The following is a 16,028-nucleotide window of genomic DNA, read 5'->3' as shown; positions in this document are numbered from 1 at the left end:
ATTCGGATTAGTGAGTGGCCCAGCTCAGAAACCGGCGTTCCGTCAATTCGATGATGTAGTAGAAGAAAACGCCCAGCACCGAGATCTGCACCAGCGCGGCGAACACCAGCGCCGTTTCCATCTGGCTCGACGCGAACTGGATCATGTAGCCCAACCCGGCCGAGGCGCCCACGAATTCGCCCACGATTGCCCCGATCACGCTCAGGGTGATGGCGACTTTCATCCCCGCCATCAAGGCCGGAAGCGAGGCCGGAATCTTGACCTGGCGCAATATCTGGTTCGGCGTGGCGCCGATGGAACGGAGCAGCGCAACCAGGTTGGCGTCCGCCGACCGCAAGCCGACCAGCATATTGAGCGTCACCGGGAAGAAGGCCATGATCACGATCAGGGCGATCTTGGGCAGCAGGTCATAGCCGAACCACAGGATCAACAGCGGCGCCAGGGCGATCTTCGGCACGTTCTGGAATAGCACGATGAGCGGATAGCTGGCGCGGCCGAACCAGGCGAAGCGATCGACGAGCAGGGCGATCGCCACGCCCACCAGGCACGAATACAGGAAGCCGTACAGGATCTCGGCGCCCGTGACGAGCGAGGCCTGGAAGAGTTCAGCCTGTCGTTCCACCAGAATGGCGGCGATGTCCGTCGGCGCGGGCACCACGAAGGCGGGAACGCCCAAGACGCGGACACAGACCTCCCACGCCGCCAGGATGAGCAGCACCAGTACCAGACTGGGCATGGCCGAACCGAGCGCGAAGCGGATCTTGTCCGGAAGCCGGGGAACGGTCGGGGCTTGTGGCCGCGCTTTGGCTTTCATTGTGGTGCCTGTCGTCATGATGGGTTCCCCTGGGCGTGGCCTGCCTTGAGCAGTTGCCGCAGCTGATATGACTTTTCATGGAATTCCGGTTGCGCGAATGTCGCTTCGCTGCGCGGCCCAGGCAATGTCACCGGCAGGCAATCGACGATGCGCGCGGGATTGGTGGCCATGACGTATACCCGGTCCGAGAGATACACGGCCTCGTCGATGGAATGGGTGACGAACACAATGGTCTTGCCGGTGCGTTGCCAGATTTCCAGGAGGAAATCGCTCATGGTTTCGCGCGTGATGGCATCCAGGGCGCCAAACGGCTCGTCCATCATCAGGACCTCCGGATCCAGCGCCAGGGCCCGCGCGATGGAGACGCGCTGGCGCATGCCGCCCGACAGCTGCCTGGGATACCGGTCGGCCGCGTACTCCAGCCCGACCAGCCGCAGCATGTCGCGGCCGCGCTGTTGTATTTCCTCCCTGGGGCGGGCATGCACCAGGTGCATCAGCGAGCAGACGTTCTCCAGCGCCGTGCGCCAGGGCATCAGCGCCGCTTCCTGGAAGACCATGCCCACGCGGCGCTGGCGCACGGCTTCGGCGGGCGGCACGCCGGCGATGCGGACCTCGCCCCCGGTCGGCGGCACGAGCCCGGCGAAGACCTTCAACAGGGTGCTCTTGCCGCAACCCGATGGGCCGATGATGGAGGTGAAGGATCCCTTGGCGATGTCGACGTCGATGTTGTTGAGTACCCGCACGCATCCGGCGCGAGTGTCGAAATCGACAGTCAGTCCGCGCGCGCGGATCTGCGAGTCGTCCGGCGGTCTGTGCATACGGGCATCCATGGCCGCCTCAACCGGCCGCGACGGCCGTGGCAAAAGCCGGCCTGTCCTCGATGCGCTTCATCCATGCATTCAGCGCGGGCAGTTCGGGCTTGGCGTGCGGAAACTTCAGGCAACGCCTGACCAGCGGCGCCAGGCAGACGTCGGCCAGCGAGAACGCATCGCCCGCGATCCACGTCTTGTCCGCCAGCTGCGCGTCGAGCAGGGAGAGCTCCGCCGCCAGCAATGCGGTTGCGGCCTCGGTCAGCTGGTCCGGGGGCAGCTTGGCCTCCTTGAAGCCCGCCAGATAGGCGACGTTCAACGACGCGAGCGTCCAGTCCATCCAGCGCTCCACTTGGCTGCGCGCCGCCGGGGCGGTGGGATACAGGGACTGGCCGTCGCGCGTGGTGGCGATATAGCGCAGGATGGTGTGCGATTCCCAGACGTGCAGGTCGCCGTCGCGCAGCGTCGGCACCTTTTGGGTGGGATTGATGGCCTTGTAATCCGCCGTCAGCGTGGTGCCTTCGAACGTCTTGCCGTAGTCCTTGCGCAGGTACGGAACTTTCAGCTCCTCCAGCAGGAACAGCACTTTCTGAACATTGCCGGACGTGGCGCGGCCGAGAACTTCCAACATGATGCAACTCCCTTGAAATGTATTAGCTGCCTGCTTGCGTCAAAGCGGCTTGTAGGCCGTGCATTCGATCTCGATCTTGGTGTCGATGACGGCGCGCGCTTCCACGGTGGTGCGTGCCAGCATGCCGTCCGGGAAGTACTCCTTGAAGACGCCGTTGTAGCGACCGAAGTCGCGCGCGTCCTCCAGGTAGGTCGTGACCTTGACGACGTCCGCCAGGTCGCAGCCGGCGCTCTGCAAGGCGCGGCGCATCGCCTCGATAGTGCCGCGCGTCAACTGCTCGATCGTGCCCTCCTGCATTACGCCGTTCTCGTCCTTGGCCACCTGGCCGGACACGAAGACGAAGTCACCCGCGCGCACGGCGGGATGAAAGGGCAGGTTGGGGTTTTTCTTGCCGAAGGCTTGCTGTAGATATGCCATTTCAGTTTCCATAGACAGAGCTTTCGATAATGTCCAGCCCGCGTTGCCTGTCCAGCAGATAGAGCAGGCCGCGCGAGTCGGTAGTGACATCGTTGGACGAGACCCGTTCGAAGCCGGCGGGCGTGTCCGGTTCGTAGTAGCCGACTTCCCTGGGCCTGAAGGGGTCGCCGATGTCGACCAGCCGCAATCCGCGCGCGAACCAGGCAAAGGGCAGCACTGTGCCGGTGAAGCGTTCCGCGGGCTGGTGACAGCCCGACATGGCCTCTTGCGGCTGGCCGTCGGGATCCACACCGTCCACCTGGAATGTCGAGACGGGAATGGGCTGGCGTTCGTCGGTGATGTCGAAGAACCAGGTGAAGGCCGGCGGCGACGGGCGCAGCTTGGCGACGTCTTCGTCGGCCACGACCAGGATCTGCCGGCCTTTCAGCCGCATGGGGATGGGCAGGGCGGTATGGGTCGGGTGGGGATGCGCCGGGCCGGTATTGAATTGCGATACCAGGCTGGGCCGCGACATGTCCTCGATGTCCAGGATGAACATGCCGTGGTGCCAGTAGGAAACGTACAGCCGGTTGCCCATGCGCAGCGGATGGTGGCAGCGGGGCGGAACATAGTTATCCCAGGGATAGGGCTCTCCGGCCTGCGCGTTCTGGCCGGGGATCCACCAACTGCCCACTTCTTCCGGGCGCGACGGCTCCTGCAGGTCCAGGATCTTTACGATATTGCCGATAAAGCCGGGCGCCGTGGGCGAGATGTAGGCGTAGCGGCCATCGAAGTCGTAGCGGTGCACGCCGCCGCCCTGTGTTCCCGTCTTCCAGTGCTTGATGAGACGGGGGCGGTCGGGACGGCTGACGTCATAGATGCCGAGTCCGCCGCCGAAGTCGTCCGCGCCGGCGCGGAACTTTTCGTAGTTGACGATCATCAGCCCGTCCTTGGCCCGCACTTTGTGCGAGTGCCATCCTATCGGTACTTCGAGCGAAGTCAGCAGCCGTGGATGCCGCGGGTCTTCGACGTCATAGATCGATGTTCCATAAGGTGGACGCATGTGGGACACGAACATCGTGGTTCCCTCCACCCACACTTGCCCGCCGCCCTCGCAATCCACATGGGCCACTAACGAGGTGTTCCAAGCTTTAGCCAAAGCATGTCCCCTCAGACCAGCTCGATGAGATCGCCTTGAGCGGTGCGACCCCATTGATGAAACAGGCCCATGGCGCGCAGCGCCGGTTCGTCGCTGGCGATGAAGAGAATCAGCGGTTCGGTATGGTCATTGCGGTACTGGACCCACGTGTCGCCGGGCACGGCGACGGTATCGAAGGGGGCGAGCTTGAAGCGCTCCGTCCCGATCGTCATCGAGCCTTCGCCACAGAACGGCGCCACCAGGAGATTGGCCGTCTGCTTCAGCGGAAGCGTGGTTTCGCCGGGACGGACCATTTGCATGAAGAAGGTCATCGTCCGATATACCGGGCCGCCGCGCAACGGATGCGTATATTCGATCAGCAGGCCTTCGTGCGGCGATTCGTCCCAGTCCCGAAAGCGGTAGAGCAGTTCGCGCATGGCTTCGTAGCGATAGACGAACATGGGCGAGGAATCGCCGCCGCCGCGCCGGTGGTCGACGAAGCGGGGCGTCAGGCCGCCGTGGCCATATACGGTGCGCGAATATTCGGTCTGGAAGCGGGCGCTCTGCTTGCGCACGATTTCACCGTTCTCCTGGTAATCGTGCTTGAAGCTGAGCGCATTAAGATTTTCGACCAGCGGGTAATCGAGCACCGACAGGTTGATGGCGGGCTCGTCGCCGAGGTTGCCGTGGTTGTGCCACGTGTCGCGTGGTGTGAGCACCATGTCACCAGGCAGGAAGGTGATGTCTTCGCCTTCGACGCCGGTGAAGTTCTGCTTGCCCGTCAGTCCGAAACGGATCGCGCTGGCGGTGTGCGAATGCGGCGGCATGATTTCGTTGGGATCGTTCTGCCGGTACGCGGTGTACAGAGTCGATACCGTCGCGCGGCGCGGCGCCAGGCCCGGATTGATCAGGATCAGCGAACGGCGATCGGTGTTCTCGGTCGAGATCAGTCGCGCCGACTCGGCGAGCAGGGGCTGGATGTCTTCTTTGTATGACCAGCGGAACGGTATCGCCTTGGGACCGCTGACGAGCTGCTTGATATCGTCATGTGCTTCATTTTCGCGAGCCCAGAACGGAAACATGGATTTCCGCTCGATCTGCTCGTACATGGACAACAGGTCCGCTTCGCGAGCGTCGCTAACGGGATGCGTTCCGTGCATACATGTTCCCCTTGGAAGTTATTGATGAACGACATGGCGCGGACCAATCTAATAACAACCAATGGTTGTGTAAATGCTAACTGTGGTTCGTTATGGAAAACCCTAAACGCCAGGGATTGATAGGGAATATCTGAAAAATCCTTTTGGAACAAGAGGTTGTCGTGGCCGCTTTATCCCGATATTTTCAACCGGTGGTTTATCTGTATTGCGACCGGGGCTTCTTCGAACCTAAGATGGTCCTCACAATAGGAGGAGAGGAAACAATGGCACGCACGCGGCAACCCGAGGTTGCCAATGACATACGCAGGCTGGTCACGCAGATCCGGGCGCTGTTGGGCAAGGGAGAAGAGCTGCCTTCCGAACGGGTGCTGGCCGAGCAACTGAACGTCAACCGCCATCGTCTGCGCCTTGCACTGGACAAGATGCGCGAGGCCTCGGAACTGCCGCGGCCCGCCATTCGCCGCAACGATCCGCCCATCCTCAAAGGCGATGTCGTGGTGCAGGAGACGAATGCGCTGGAGGTGATCGAGTTGCGCATGGTGTTGGAGCCGGCGATCGCGCGATTGGCCGCCATCCGGGCCTCGCCGGTGCAGATCGCGAAAATCCTCGAAGCCGCCACGACGCCGTCGGGCGTTGCGCGTTCGACTGGCGACATTGCCTTCCACAAGTTGCTGGCGGACAGCTGCGGAAACCAGTTGGGGGCGAGCCTCTATACGTTCCTGCGCCATGTCGGCGCGGACCAGCGCCTGCACATCCCCACCACGGCGCAGACCACGCGAGAGCGTATCCAGATGCGCGACCAGGAACACCGGGCGATCGCCGAAGCCATCGCGCGCCGATCGCCGGATGCGGCCGAAGAGAGCATGCGCGCGCACCTGTGGCGCGTGCAGCGCGAGATCGCGGATCGTTTGAACCCGGTCGGAACGGGCGCGCGGGCCGAGGCCTTGGCGCGCGTGGACGATCGAACGTCCTGATGGGCGGTAACCCGCTGTCGTGGCGTTCGACCTGGACCGCCGTCACCTGGCTGCCGCGGCCTTGCGCCAGCGACGAGGTGCCGACATCGCGCGTTACCCGACGCTATACCTGTCCGTCGGCCGCGTGCGCCGATAAGTATCCTGGCGGGACGGGTATGAGCGTGCTTTCCTCCTGACCTTCGAGCCGGAACGCTCCGACCAAGCTTACGAGTTGTGCGGCCTGGGCATTCAGACTATCGGCCGCGGCGGCCGACTCCTCGACCAGGGCGGCGTTGCTCTGGGTCACTTGATCCAATTGCGTGACAGCAAGGCCGACCTGCGAAATGCCTTGCTCCTGCTCGCGCGTGGCAGTACCGATTTCTCCGACCAGGCTGGCTACGTGGCGGACCTGCTGAACGACATCATGGATAACCGCCCCGGCGCGTCCCACGATTTCGCTCCCCTTGTGCACCTTGTCGACGCTTTCCTTGACGAGGCCGGCGATTTCGCGGGCTGCCTGGGCCGAGCGCTGCGCCAAAGTGCGCACTTCGCTCGCAACCACGGCGAAGCCCCGACCTTGCTCGCCCGCGCGAGCCGCTTCCACGGCGGCGTTCAATGCAAGGATATTGGTCTGAAACGCGATGGAATCGATGATGCCGATGATGTCGCCAATTTTGCGCGAGCTGGCCGAGATTTCGTCCATGGTCTGCACCACGTCCATTACTGCCTCTCCGCCTTTCCCAGCCGCCTCGCTCGCCTGCACCGCCAGGGAGGATGTCTTGAGGACCGTATCGGCGTTCTGGCGAACGGTAGACGCCATCTGCTCCATCGCGGACGCGGTCTCTTGAAGGTTCGCCGCCTGTTCTTCCGTCCGCTGGCTAAGATCGGCATTGCCGGCCGCGAGCTGGCCGGTGCCGGCCGAGATCGACTCGCTGCCGCGCCGGACTTGATCGACGATAGTAGCCAGCTTGTGCCGCATCGATTCAATGTGCGCGAGCAGGCTTGATTCATCACGCTTACGCAATCGTATGGCGAGTGACAGATCTCCTTCCGCGAGCCGCCTCGCTACAGCGGCGGCGTAGGCCGGTTCACCCCCTAGTTGGTGCAACACCGTGCGGATAATGCCGAAGGCGACCGCGGCGCCGAAGACGGCAGCGAATACCGCGAGGCCCGTCATCATGCGTACAGCCAGGCCGACAACCGTTTCTGCGTCACCTGACACGGCCAGTGCCTGGTCTTGCTGGTATGCCGCCATCTCGCTCAAGACGTTCAGGTAATTGGCCTGGATAGCCGGCATTTCTTTCAGGAGCACGTCCGTGGTGGCGGGGATGTCGCGCTTGCGCGCATATTCGCTGGCCTTAGCCAGCAAGCTGTCGTAGGCGGGCCGGGCGGTATTCAACCGCTTCACAAATTCCGCTCCTTGCGTGTCGATGACCCTATCGGCCAACTGGGCGGCGGCGGCAGCCGCCTGGCGAGTCAGATCGGCTTGACGGCTTTCCATTTGGCTCAGCTTATCGGGATCGCTCTCCAGCAGCAGGTCGCGCACTATCTGGGAACGGGCGCCAATACCGTCCTTGAGCTGCTGCACATAAATCAGGTTGTCGATGGGCACATTGGCCAAGAGGTTGACGTCGTCTTTGATCCCGCTCAAGTAATGCCTGGCCAGGATGGATGCTCCGCATCCCAGAAGGACCATCACCGCGAAACCTGTACCCAGCAGGAGTCCGAAAGGCAGTCTTCTCTTGTGCATTGTGCGCGCCGATTCAAAGTGCTCTTCGCCGTCAGCCGCCGCTTGGCTGAGGCCCATCACTTGTAATTCGGTGGCACGGGTGTACCGGTTACAGGAAAGCCCTATTTATTTGCACGTCCCGTCAGACCCGTACACTCAACCGGATGCTATCAGCGCCTGTGCGTGCCTGCCGGGTGTCTCGGTCCAGGTGCTGAACTTTGCCGACCTCTATGCAGGCAAGTCGGCCGCGGCATTGTCGAGGCAGCATCCCCGCGATCGCTTGGATGTCGGCTTGTTGCTGGAGGACGGACGGGCGGATCAGGTGCGCTGGCGGACTTCTCTTGTCTACCTGACGTGCAGCCCCAAGCCTGCGGGGGAAATGTTGTGGCCTCGCGTACCCGCAGATTTTGCAGCGACCTTCGAAGCTATCATGAGTGACGCCGATCCCGGAGTCTTCGATCCGGATCTGCACGCTTCGCCTGCTGAACTCGCATGAGGGGACGAGCAGCGAGCGGATTCTCGACCGGGCGCCGGAATCCCGCGAAACGCCCCGTCGCGGCGGTTACAGTCCAAGCTCTGTTCTCAGGCTGTCGAAGGCGTCCCGCAGGAACTTGGCCACCGGCTTACGCTGGCCGCTTTGATCCCTCCACGCCTGAAGCGCGAGTCTCATCGCACCGATAGACACCACAGCCACCATCCGAAGGGCCAACCGGCGCTCAGGCTGTCGCCAGACCTCACACAGCGCGTTGAATAGCGCCTGCTCCTGTTCCGCGTAGTACGCCTGCTTGCGCGCAAGAAGCGATTCGCTCGAACGCATGAGATTGTCCACGGCTGTCATCTGCTCGGTCGTATAGCGCGCGATGTGCTTCACCATCACGTCGCGGACGGCATCGAGTGGCGGTACGTCGGGCGATGTCTTCAGCAGGTCGGCAATCAGCTTGGCCGAATCGGCGTCCTGCCAGAACAGGATGATGTCGTCCTTCGATTTGAAGTACGAGAAAAAGGTGCGGCGCGAGATGCCGGCTTCCGCCGCGATGGCGTCCAGCGTTGTGCCGTCGTAACCGTTCGCGAGGAACAGGCGCTGGCCGACCTCGGCGATGCGCTGCCGTGTTTCGCGGCGCTTGCGTTCCCGCAAGCCTTCCGCGGCGGCGGTACCCGCTAGAGGGAGAGTTCCCGACATTCCAATGGCCTATTGCGTTCTTGCATCAAGTGCAGTAAAGTTTGCACTAAGTGCATAGTTATATGCACCAAGTGTACCTTCCAACTCCTCGGCAGGCAAGGATCATGGCCCATTGGACAGCATCTGACATCCCATCGCAACGCGGTCGCACGGCGGTCGTCACCGGTACTGGCGGCCTCGGTTTCCAGGACGCGGTGGCGCTGGCCCGTGCCGGTGCGGACGTCATCATCGCAGGCCGGAATCCGTCGAAAGGGGCGGCGGCAGTCGATCAGATCCGCCAAACCGTTCCTGGTGCGAATGTGACCTTCGGAACACTGGATCTCGCCAGCCTCGAATCCATTGAGGCGTTCGCCGGGAGCCTGCGGAGTTCGCGCGACAGCCTGGACTTGCTGATCAACAACGCGGCCGTGATGGCACCGCCGAAGCGGCAGGTGACTTCCGACGGATTCGAATTGCAGTTCGGCACGAACTACCTGGGCCACTTCGCCTTGACTGCCGGATTGCTGCCGCTGCTGCGCAAGGGCAACAAGCCGCGCGTGGTCAGCCTTTCAAGCGTCGCCGCCGGGAGCGGAACGATCGACTTCGATGATCTGCAAGCTCGGCGCGGCTACAGGTCAATGCCGGTTTACAGCCAATCGAAACTCGCTTGCCTGATGTTCGCCCTGGAATTGCAACGCCGCAGCGATGCCGCGGGCTGGGGCATCCAGAGTATCGCCGCCCATCCCGGCATTTCGCGCACCGATCTATTGCCCAATGGCGCCGGCGCGTGGAGCGTCCCGGGTATGGCGCGTCGTTACATGTGGTTCCTGTTCCAGCCGGCAGCACAGGGGGCGTTGCCGACGCTCTTCGCCGCGACTTCGCCGCAGGCTCAAGGCGGTGCCTATTACGGCCCGGACAAGCTCGGCGAAACGCGCGGCTATCCGGCCGCTGCCAGGATTCCTCCGCAAGCACTGGATACGAGCGTCGCTGCCCGGCTGTGGGTTGAGTCGGAAGAGCTTACTGAATCGGTCTTTCGGTGAACCGATCGTGCGCAGATATATCGCCTGGCCAACCTATGGCTGGCTCACCCTGATTGGCATTCTTCATTTCGCCGTGTGGCGCCGCGTTAGAAGCATCTATCTGTGTTCACGATTCACTATCTGCTTTCGAGTGGCAAGATGTAGATGTCGAACGATAGTTCTAGTGAAGCTTGACTTGTTGGGATGCATGTCGGGAAAAGCCGCGTGCCACCATTGCCAACAGCGTTCGACGATTGCCGTCGATGGCGAATTGATGCTTTGCATACAAGAATCGGTACATGAGGCGGGCAATTAAACCGCGTACACGGAAGTTCTTTCCAGTTAGGAAACCCATCAGATGACCTATCGTGTTGTAGCGGCCAAGATTTACTAAGGAACCGAAATCCCGGTAAACGTAGCGTTCGAGGGGTTTTCCCGCTATTCGGCGTTGCAGTTGCCTGAATAGATGCGCTGCCTGCTGGTGGGCGGCTTGCGCACGTGGCGGAACAGGTAGGTTACGGCCCTCCCACATGCATTGGGCACAGTCGCCAATAGCGAAGATGGATGAGTCGCGTGTCGTTTGCAGGGTTGTTGTGACGACCAGTTGGTTTATGCGGTTCGATTCCAGACCATCTAAATCCCGTAGAAAGTCCGGAGCGCGGACGCCCGCCGCCCATACTATTAATTCAGCTGGAATCCGCAGGCCATTGTCAAGGAGGATGCCATCGCCTCTTACCTCCGTCACTTTGGCCTGCGTCCGCACATCCACGCCACGGTCGAGAAGCAGTCGGGTGGCAGCCGCTGATATTTCCTCAGGCAAAGCAGGCAAGATGCGCGGAGCAGCCTCGACGAGAATAATGCGAATGTCAGAAGGATTGATTCGATCCCTGCCAAACGCGGAAAGTGCCTGTGTGGTGCGATGAAGTTCCGCAGCTAACTCTGTCCCGGTTGCGCCGCCGCCTATGATGGCCAAGTGCAGTTGTCCAGGTTCGATCGCTTTATCTTGGCTTTGCGCACGCAGGAACGCATCGATCATCTGGCGATGAAAGCGTTCTGCTTGGGCCGGCGTTTCGAGAGGGATAGCATGCTGGGCCACCCCCGGGGTGCCGAAGTCGTTCGTCATGCTGCCAACGGCAATGACGAGCGTGTCATATCCGACAGTGCAGGCTGGTATCAGGAGTTTGCCATCGGCGCCGCGAACAGCGCCAAGCAGGACTTCCTTCGCCTCGCGGTCCAGACCTACCATCTCGCCGCATTGATACTTGAAATGATGCCAATAGGCCTGTGCCAGATAGTCGAGTTCATGTTCGCCCGGGTTGAGGCTGCCAGCGGCGGCCGCATGAATCAGAGGCTTCCATAGATGAGTCCGCGCCCGCTCGATAAGCGTGACGATGCCTTGGCCGTTGCGGTGGAATTGATCACCCAAGCGAGTGGCGAGTTCCAGTCCGGCCGCACCGCCGCCGACGATTACGACGCGGTGACGCGTCGCGGCTGCCGCGGAGGCCGGCTCATCAGTTGATTGCAGATGACATTTTCTCATGTACTTGAATGCGCTTCTGAGTAGGTAAGGCAGACTTGCCTTAGGAGTCTTACTGGCGGGTAGCACGGCTTCTTGGCGAAGCGCGGCCGATCGGGGCGTCCGTTGGCGCTTGCCTTCCCCCAAGCTGTTGATTGCTTAGCAATACGCCTGGGTAAAGGGATTCGGGCGTAGCGCGCTCCGTCCCGCCGCTTTGAGTTCAGCGATGGTGTGGAAGCCCATCATATTCAGCGCCGGGCCGATTTCTTGTCGAAGGAGGTCGAGGCAGCGAGTGACGCCCCGTTCACCGCCCGCGCCGAGTCCGTAGATGTAGGCACGCCCAAGGAGGACTGCCGTAGCACCGAGGGCGAGGGCCTTCAAGATGTCCGCGCCGCGACGAATGCCTCCGTCCATGAGTATGTCGATCTTGCCGCCTACGGCATCTGCGATCTCTGGAAGCAAGCTGATAGTCGACGGGGCCGGGTCGAGTTGCCGGCCGCCATGATTGGAAACCACGATGGCATCGGCGCCTTCGTCAATTGCGCGACGGGCGTCGTCGGTATCGAGGATGCCTTTGATGACGATCTTTCCGTTCCAACGGTCGCGTAGCCATCGGATATCTGCCCACGAGAGGGTGGGGTCGACCATCCGCCCGAGGTTGACAGACTGTTCCATTAGCGACTTGCCCAAATCCGGATAAGGTTTGCAGTTGCCAATCGTCGGCATGCCTTTCGAAATGGCACCAAGGCACCATGCCGGGTGCTTCATCATTGAAAGTAGCATGCCAGGCGAAATCGTCTTCCTTGCGCGGAATCCGTTTCGTTCGTCTCGTTCGCGCAAAGGTGGAAAGGGCGTATCGACCGTGAGAAAGATCGTGTCGATGTGCGCGGCCCTGCAGCGGGACAGCATATGTTCCGTCAGTTCACGCTTACGGAACATGTAGAGCTGGAAGTAGAGCGATGTCCCGTTTGACTGAACCACCTCTTCGAGCGAGGCGATCGAAAAGGTCGACAGCACCTGAGCTATGCCGGCCTTCCGCGCGGCTCGACCGGCGGCAATTTCACCCCGGCGATGGTACATGCCCGCGAAGCCTACCGGGCCCAGAAGGAGCGGAAGGTTATGGTGCGAGCCGAGATAGCTTGTTCCCAGATCCGTTGTGTGGTCCTGGATGCCCACGAGCACACGCTGTTTCAGGTCCCACCGGGCGTAATCCGAGCGGTTCGACTGCATTGTCGTTTCGCTGTTTGCGCCACCTTCCAGATAGTCGAAGAAGGGTTTCGGGACATTTCTCTTCGCCATTCGACGGAGATCGTCGATGTTCCAGGCTTTCGTTATGTCGTTCATGTGGAATTGTCCTTTCGCGGACTGACCGCCGATTTCGCGGTCGCGGGCGCGGTTATCAATACCGGATGATCACCGACTTAAGTCCGGTGAAGTGCTCGATGAAAGCCTCCCCAAACTCCCTGCCGATGCCGGAAGACTTCACGCCACCGAAAGGCATGGCTGGATCTATGTAGTTATGCATATTTACCCAGACCGTCCCGGCTTCCACACTGGGCACTAGGCGTAGCGCTTTGGAGAGATCATTCGTCCACACGCTGGCAGTCAGGCCAAAGCGCGTGTCATTCATGTAGTGCAGCAGCTCTTCTTCGTCCTCGTAAGGAAGAAAGCTGGCCACCGGACCGAAGATTTCCTCTTTCATGATGGTGTCGGTCTGAGACGAAGCGAGGATGGCCGTCGGTTGAACGAAGAAGCCTTCGCCTTCGGCCGCCAGACCGCCATAGACGAACTTTCCACTTTCCGCCTTGGCTTTCTCAAAGTAGCTCATGACTTTGGCCAGATGGGAGGAGTTGGCGAGAGGACCAAATTGCGCGCTCTCATCCAGAGCCGAGCCGATCTTGAGCGTTGACAGCGCTTTTCGAAGAGCGTCCAGGACGTCATCGATGCGCGAGCGGTGCACGTAGAAGCGCTCCGCGGATGCACACACCTCGCCTTGATGAAGGTAGGCCGCCTCAATGATTCCTTCTACTGTGCGGTCGACAGGAAAGTCGCGAAGAAAACCGGCGGGATTCTTTCCACCAAGTTCAAGCGTGACGTGTTTAAGGCCTGCCTGCATGGCCGCTATGCCGACGCCAAGGCCAGTCGGGACGGAGCCGGTAAAAGTAACCTTAGAAACGTTGGGGTGTGCGATCAAAGCTGGACCGACTGTCGCGCCGTTGCCATTCACAACGTTCAGCACCCCCGCGGGAATCCCCGCCTCGATCGCAAGTTCCGCGATGCGAAGCATGGTGAGCGGGGTGAATTCGCTGGGTTTGATTACTGCAGTGCATCCGCAGGCCAATGCCGAGCCGAACTTCCAAGCGGCAATCATGATCGAGAAGTTCCACGGCACGATGCCGGCCACCACGCCAAGAGGTTGGCGCAAGGTCAGGCCGGTGTACCGCTCGTCGTGAGCTGAAGGCAAGGATAGCTCCATGGTTCGTCCATGGATCTTGGTCGCCCAACCCGCGTAGTAGCGCAAAAACGAAATGGTGTAGTCGATCTCGAAAGCACGAGACAGTCCGATGAGCTTGCCTGAGGAAACGCTTTCGATCTGCGCCAGTTCTTCGCGATGCTGCTGCATCAGGTCGGCCAGGTGATTCAGCAGTTCACCACGACGCGCAGGGGAGGTCTTTCGCCACGAACCTGTAAATGCTTCGTGAGCGCTGGCCACGGCATGCTCGACATCGAAGGGTGAAGCATGGTGAACCGACGCGATGATCTTGCGATTCGATGGATTGACCACATCGGTGGCGACATCGCCTCCGGTAATTGCACGCCCATCAATAAACTGGCCATGTTCACGGCCAAGGAATACCTGGACTTCGGGGAGCAAAGAGATCTCTGACATTTTCGCATCTCATTGTTGCGTGGGTCGCTCCTTGAGCCGGCGAGCGTTCCCAGTTGTGAAAGGCAAGCGCTTAAACGGTCTCGCTGGCCTTTCTGTCATCTTTGGCCGCGACCGGCTTGGGCTCCGCGGAGGGGTTTCGAGGGCCGCGTTCGCCATAGTCGAAGTCGGCAAAGATGTGGGCGAACTTCTTGAGCGAATCCGGGGCGTCCAACATCGGAAGCTTAAGTTCTATGAACATGGCGCGATCGGCCGTCTCGGCGTCGCGCAACACGACCTCCAGCTCGGAGACCGTCTCCACAACGAACGATAGGGCGCGCTCCTGCTTGTCGAAGACATCCGGGAGGTCCGCGTAGCGCCAGTCGCTCACATCGTTGTAGGGCGAATTCTCACCGAGGATCAGGCGTTCGATGGTGTAGCCGGCGTTGTTGAGTAGGAAGATGATCGGTTTCAGGCCGCGTCGCAGGATGGAGGAGAGTTCCTGTGCCGTCAGTTGGAACGACCCGTCGCCAATGAACAGCAGGTGACGGCGCGATGATGATCCGACCAGTGATCCGAACAGTGCTGGAAGCGTGTAGCCAATGGCACCCCAGATCGTCTGCGCGATATAGGTTGCGCCCTGGGGCATTTTCATGGACGAAAGCGCCGAGTGCGAGGTGCCGGCCTCGCCAACGATAACGTCGTCGGGCTTCAGGAAGAGTTGGATACGTTGCCAGAGTGCCGCCTGAGTCAAGTTGCCATTGCCTGCGCCCGTCGATCGTGCCGCGGGCGGCGCTTCGGCGATCGGCCTGATCCGAGCTGGCGTCTCGTGCTTCACCTCCTCGAGTACGTTTACCAGCAGTTCCTTGAGCATCACGCCTGGCATCTGCGTTCGGCCCAGGCTCAGGTCGTGACGACGAAGATGGATGAACGTGTCCTCGTTTAGACACTGGGTGAACAGGGCGCTGCTTGTATCTGTGAAGCGGAGTCCGATGCCGATTAGGCAGTCTGCGTTCTCTACGATCAATCGCACACGTTCCGTACTCGCCGCGCCGGCATATGTGCCGACGTACAAGTCGGAGGTCTCGTCGAGCACGCTCTTGGCGGGCGCCAATGAGGCGCAAGGGATGGCCAGCTTTGCGGCCAACTTTTCTACCAACTCAGTGACTCCGAATCGATTGGCGTCGGCGTCCACCACAATGGCCGGCTTTCGCGCCATTGCCAAAGCTTCCACGATGCGGCGAGTGGCGATGCGGAGCTGTTCGGGATCACTTTGCGGATCGGAAAGGACGAGCGGCGCGTCCGGCACCTCCACGAGAATATGCGTCACATCGGAGGGAAGCTGCAGATGAACAGGGCGACGCTCCAGCCAGCAGGAACGCAACACACGGTCGATTTCGAAGCTCGCATTGGCCGGAGTAATGCGCGCGTGAGCTACCGTGAACTCCGTTAAGCAACGCGTGACATTGTCGTAGTCGCCATCGGCGAGCGTGTGATGCACGAGCGCTCGACTATTGACGGCGTGCAATGGCGGAAGGCCGGTGATGTGCACCACAGGTACGTTTTCCGCATATGCGCCAGCGATGCCGCCAATGGCCCCGAGGTCGCCGACGCCCCACGTCGTCACCAGAGCACCCAGACCAGCGGTGCGTGCATAGCCATCAGCCGCGTAGGCAGCATTGAGTTCGTTGCAGTTGCCGACGAACTCAATGCCATCCGTTTCCTGAATTTGTTCCAGAAACGAGAGATTGAAGTCTCCCGGTACGCCGAAGAGGTGTTTCACACCAATCTCAGTCAGCCGGCGGGCGAGGAAAGCGCCGATTTGCATACGCATGGGA

At 61.0% G+C, this 16,028-nt stretch carries 14 protein-coding genes and 1 pseudogene; 3 read left to right on the top strand and 12 right to left on the bottom strand.

Annotation, left to right across the window (positions count from 1 at the left end; all coding sequences use genetic code 11):
- Positions 1-7 precede the first annotated feature (7 nt).
- The 6 genes from ACNA0R_RS04830 to ACNA0R_RS04805 all read right to left on the bottom strand — a co-directional run bounded on the left by ACNA0R_RS04830 (position 8) and on the right by ACNA0R_RS04805 (position 4,948).
- Positions 8-736 carry an ABC transporter permease gene (locus ACNA0R_RS04830; RefSeq protein ID WP_415824809.1) on the bottom strand — a complete coding sequence of 243 codons (729 nt, stop codon included), beginning with the start codon at positions 734-736 and terminating at the stop codon, positions 8-10.
- 92 nt (positions 737-828) lie between these two features.
- The gene (locus tag ACNA0R_RS04825; RefSeq protein ID WP_415824808.1) at positions 829-1,632 is read right to left on the bottom strand and encodes an ABC transporter ATP-binding protein; all 804 of its coding nucleotides are present in this window, start codon (positions 1,630-1,632) and stop codon (positions 829-831) included.
- Between the two features lie 19 nt (positions 1,633-1,651).
- Positions 1,652-2,254, bottom strand: a complete 603-nt coding sequence (locus ACNA0R_RS04820) for a glutathione S-transferase family protein (protein WP_415824806.1) — start codon at positions 2,252-2,254, stop codon at positions 1,652-1,654.
- A 39-nt stretch (positions 2,255-2,293) separates the two neighbouring features.
- A complete protein-coding gene (locus tag ACNA0R_RS04815; protein ID WP_415824804.1) occupies positions 2,294-2,671 on the bottom strand; it encodes a RidA family protein in 378 nt (125 codons plus the stop codon).
- A 1-nt stretch (position 2,672) separates the two neighbouring features.
- Complete coding sequence (locus tag ACNA0R_RS04810; protein ID WP_415824802.1) at positions 2,673-3,728, bottom strand: LVIVD repeat-containing protein; 1,056 nt, start codon at positions 3,726-3,728, stop codon at positions 2,673-2,675.
- Positions 3,729-3,820: 92 nt separating this feature from the next.
- Positions 3,821-4,948: a cupin domain-containing protein gene (locus ACNA0R_RS04805; protein ID WP_415824801.1), complete on the bottom strand. Its 1,128-nt coding sequence runs from the start codon at positions 4,946-4,948 to the stop codon at positions 3,821-3,823.
- A gap of 263 nt (positions 4,949-5,211) precedes the next feature.
- Here ACNA0R_RS04805 and ACNA0R_RS04800 point away from each other — a divergent pair, with 263 nt between their 5' ends.
- On the top strand, positions 5,212-5,922 hold the full coding sequence (locus ACNA0R_RS04800) for a FadR/GntR family transcriptional regulator (RefSeq protein WP_415824799.1): 711 nt from the start codon (positions 5,212-5,214) through the stop codon (positions 5,920-5,922).
- A 103-nt stretch (positions 5,923-6,025) separates the two neighbouring features.
- Here the strand turns inward: ACNA0R_RS04800 and ACNA0R_RS04795 are convergent, their stop codons facing one another.
- Complete coding sequence (locus tag ACNA0R_RS04795) at positions 6,026-7,708, bottom strand: methyl-accepting chemotaxis protein (RefSeq protein WP_415825023.1); 1,683 nt, start codon at positions 7,706-7,708, stop codon at positions 6,026-6,028.
- Here ACNA0R_RS04795 and ACNA0R_RS04790 point away from each other — a divergent pair.
- Positions 7,653-8,057 (top strand): annotated as a pseudogene (locus ACNA0R_RS04790) (nucleotidyl transferase AbiEii/AbiGii toxin family protein); the annotation flags it as partial. The gene ACNA0R_RS04795 and the pseudogene ACNA0R_RS04790 overlap by 56 nt on opposite strands.
- A 135-nt stretch (positions 8,058-8,192) precedes the next feature.
- On the opposite strand, the gene ACNA0R_RS04785 reads toward ACNA0R_RS04790, so the two are convergent.
- Positions 8,193-8,810 carry a TetR/AcrR family transcriptional regulator gene (locus ACNA0R_RS04785; RefSeq protein ID WP_415824798.1) on the bottom strand — a complete coding sequence of 206 codons (618 nt, stop codon included), beginning with the start codon at positions 8,808-8,810 and terminating at the stop codon, positions 8,193-8,195.
- Positions 8,811-8,914: 104 nt separating this feature from the next.
- On the opposite strand from ACNA0R_RS04785, the gene ACNA0R_RS04780 reads away from it, so the two are divergent.
- Positions 8,915-9,829 (top strand): SDR family oxidoreductase, encoded by a 915-nt coding sequence (locus tag ACNA0R_RS04780; RefSeq protein WP_415824797.1) that lies wholly within the window; start codon positions 8,915-8,917, stop codon positions 9,827-9,829.
- Positions 9,830-9,989: 160 nt separating this feature from the next.
- Here ACNA0R_RS04780 and ACNA0R_RS04775 read toward each other — a convergent pair whose 3' ends face one another.
- The 4 genes from ACNA0R_RS04775 to ACNA0R_RS04760 form a co-directional block, all read right to left on the bottom strand.
- Entirely contained in the window at positions 9,990-11,348 is a 1,359-nt protein-coding gene (locus ACNA0R_RS04775; RefSeq protein ID WP_415824795.1) for an NAD(P)/FAD-dependent oxidoreductase, read from the bottom strand.
- 135 nt (positions 11,349-11,483) lie between these two features.
- Positions 11,484-12,668, bottom strand: coding sequence for an alpha-hydroxy acid oxidase (locus ACNA0R_RS04770; RefSeq protein ID WP_415824794.1), 1,185 nt, complete (start codon positions 12,666-12,668; stop codon positions 11,484-11,486).
- 55 nt (positions 12,669-12,723) lie between these two features.
- Positions 12,724-14,214, bottom strand: a complete 1,491-nt coding sequence (locus tag ACNA0R_RS04765; protein WP_415824793.1) for an aldehyde dehydrogenase family protein — start codon at positions 14,212-14,214, stop codon at positions 12,724-12,726.
- Positions 14,215-14,284: 70 nt separating this feature from the next.
- Entirely contained in the window at positions 14,285-16,024 is a 1,740-nt protein-coding gene (locus ACNA0R_RS04760; protein ID WP_415824792.1) for an alpha-keto acid decarboxylase family protein, read from the bottom strand.
- Between the last annotated feature and the right edge of the window lie 4 nt (positions 16,025-16,028).

Origin of the sequence: Bordetella sputigena (assembly GCF_965137885.1) — a bacterium.
In the GTDB taxonomy this organism is placed as follows: Bacteria; Pseudomonadota; Gammaproteobacteria; order Burkholderiales; family Burkholderiaceae_B; genus Bordetella_C; species Bordetella_C sputigena.
This window is presented reverse-complemented; position numbering and strand designations above follow the sequence as displayed.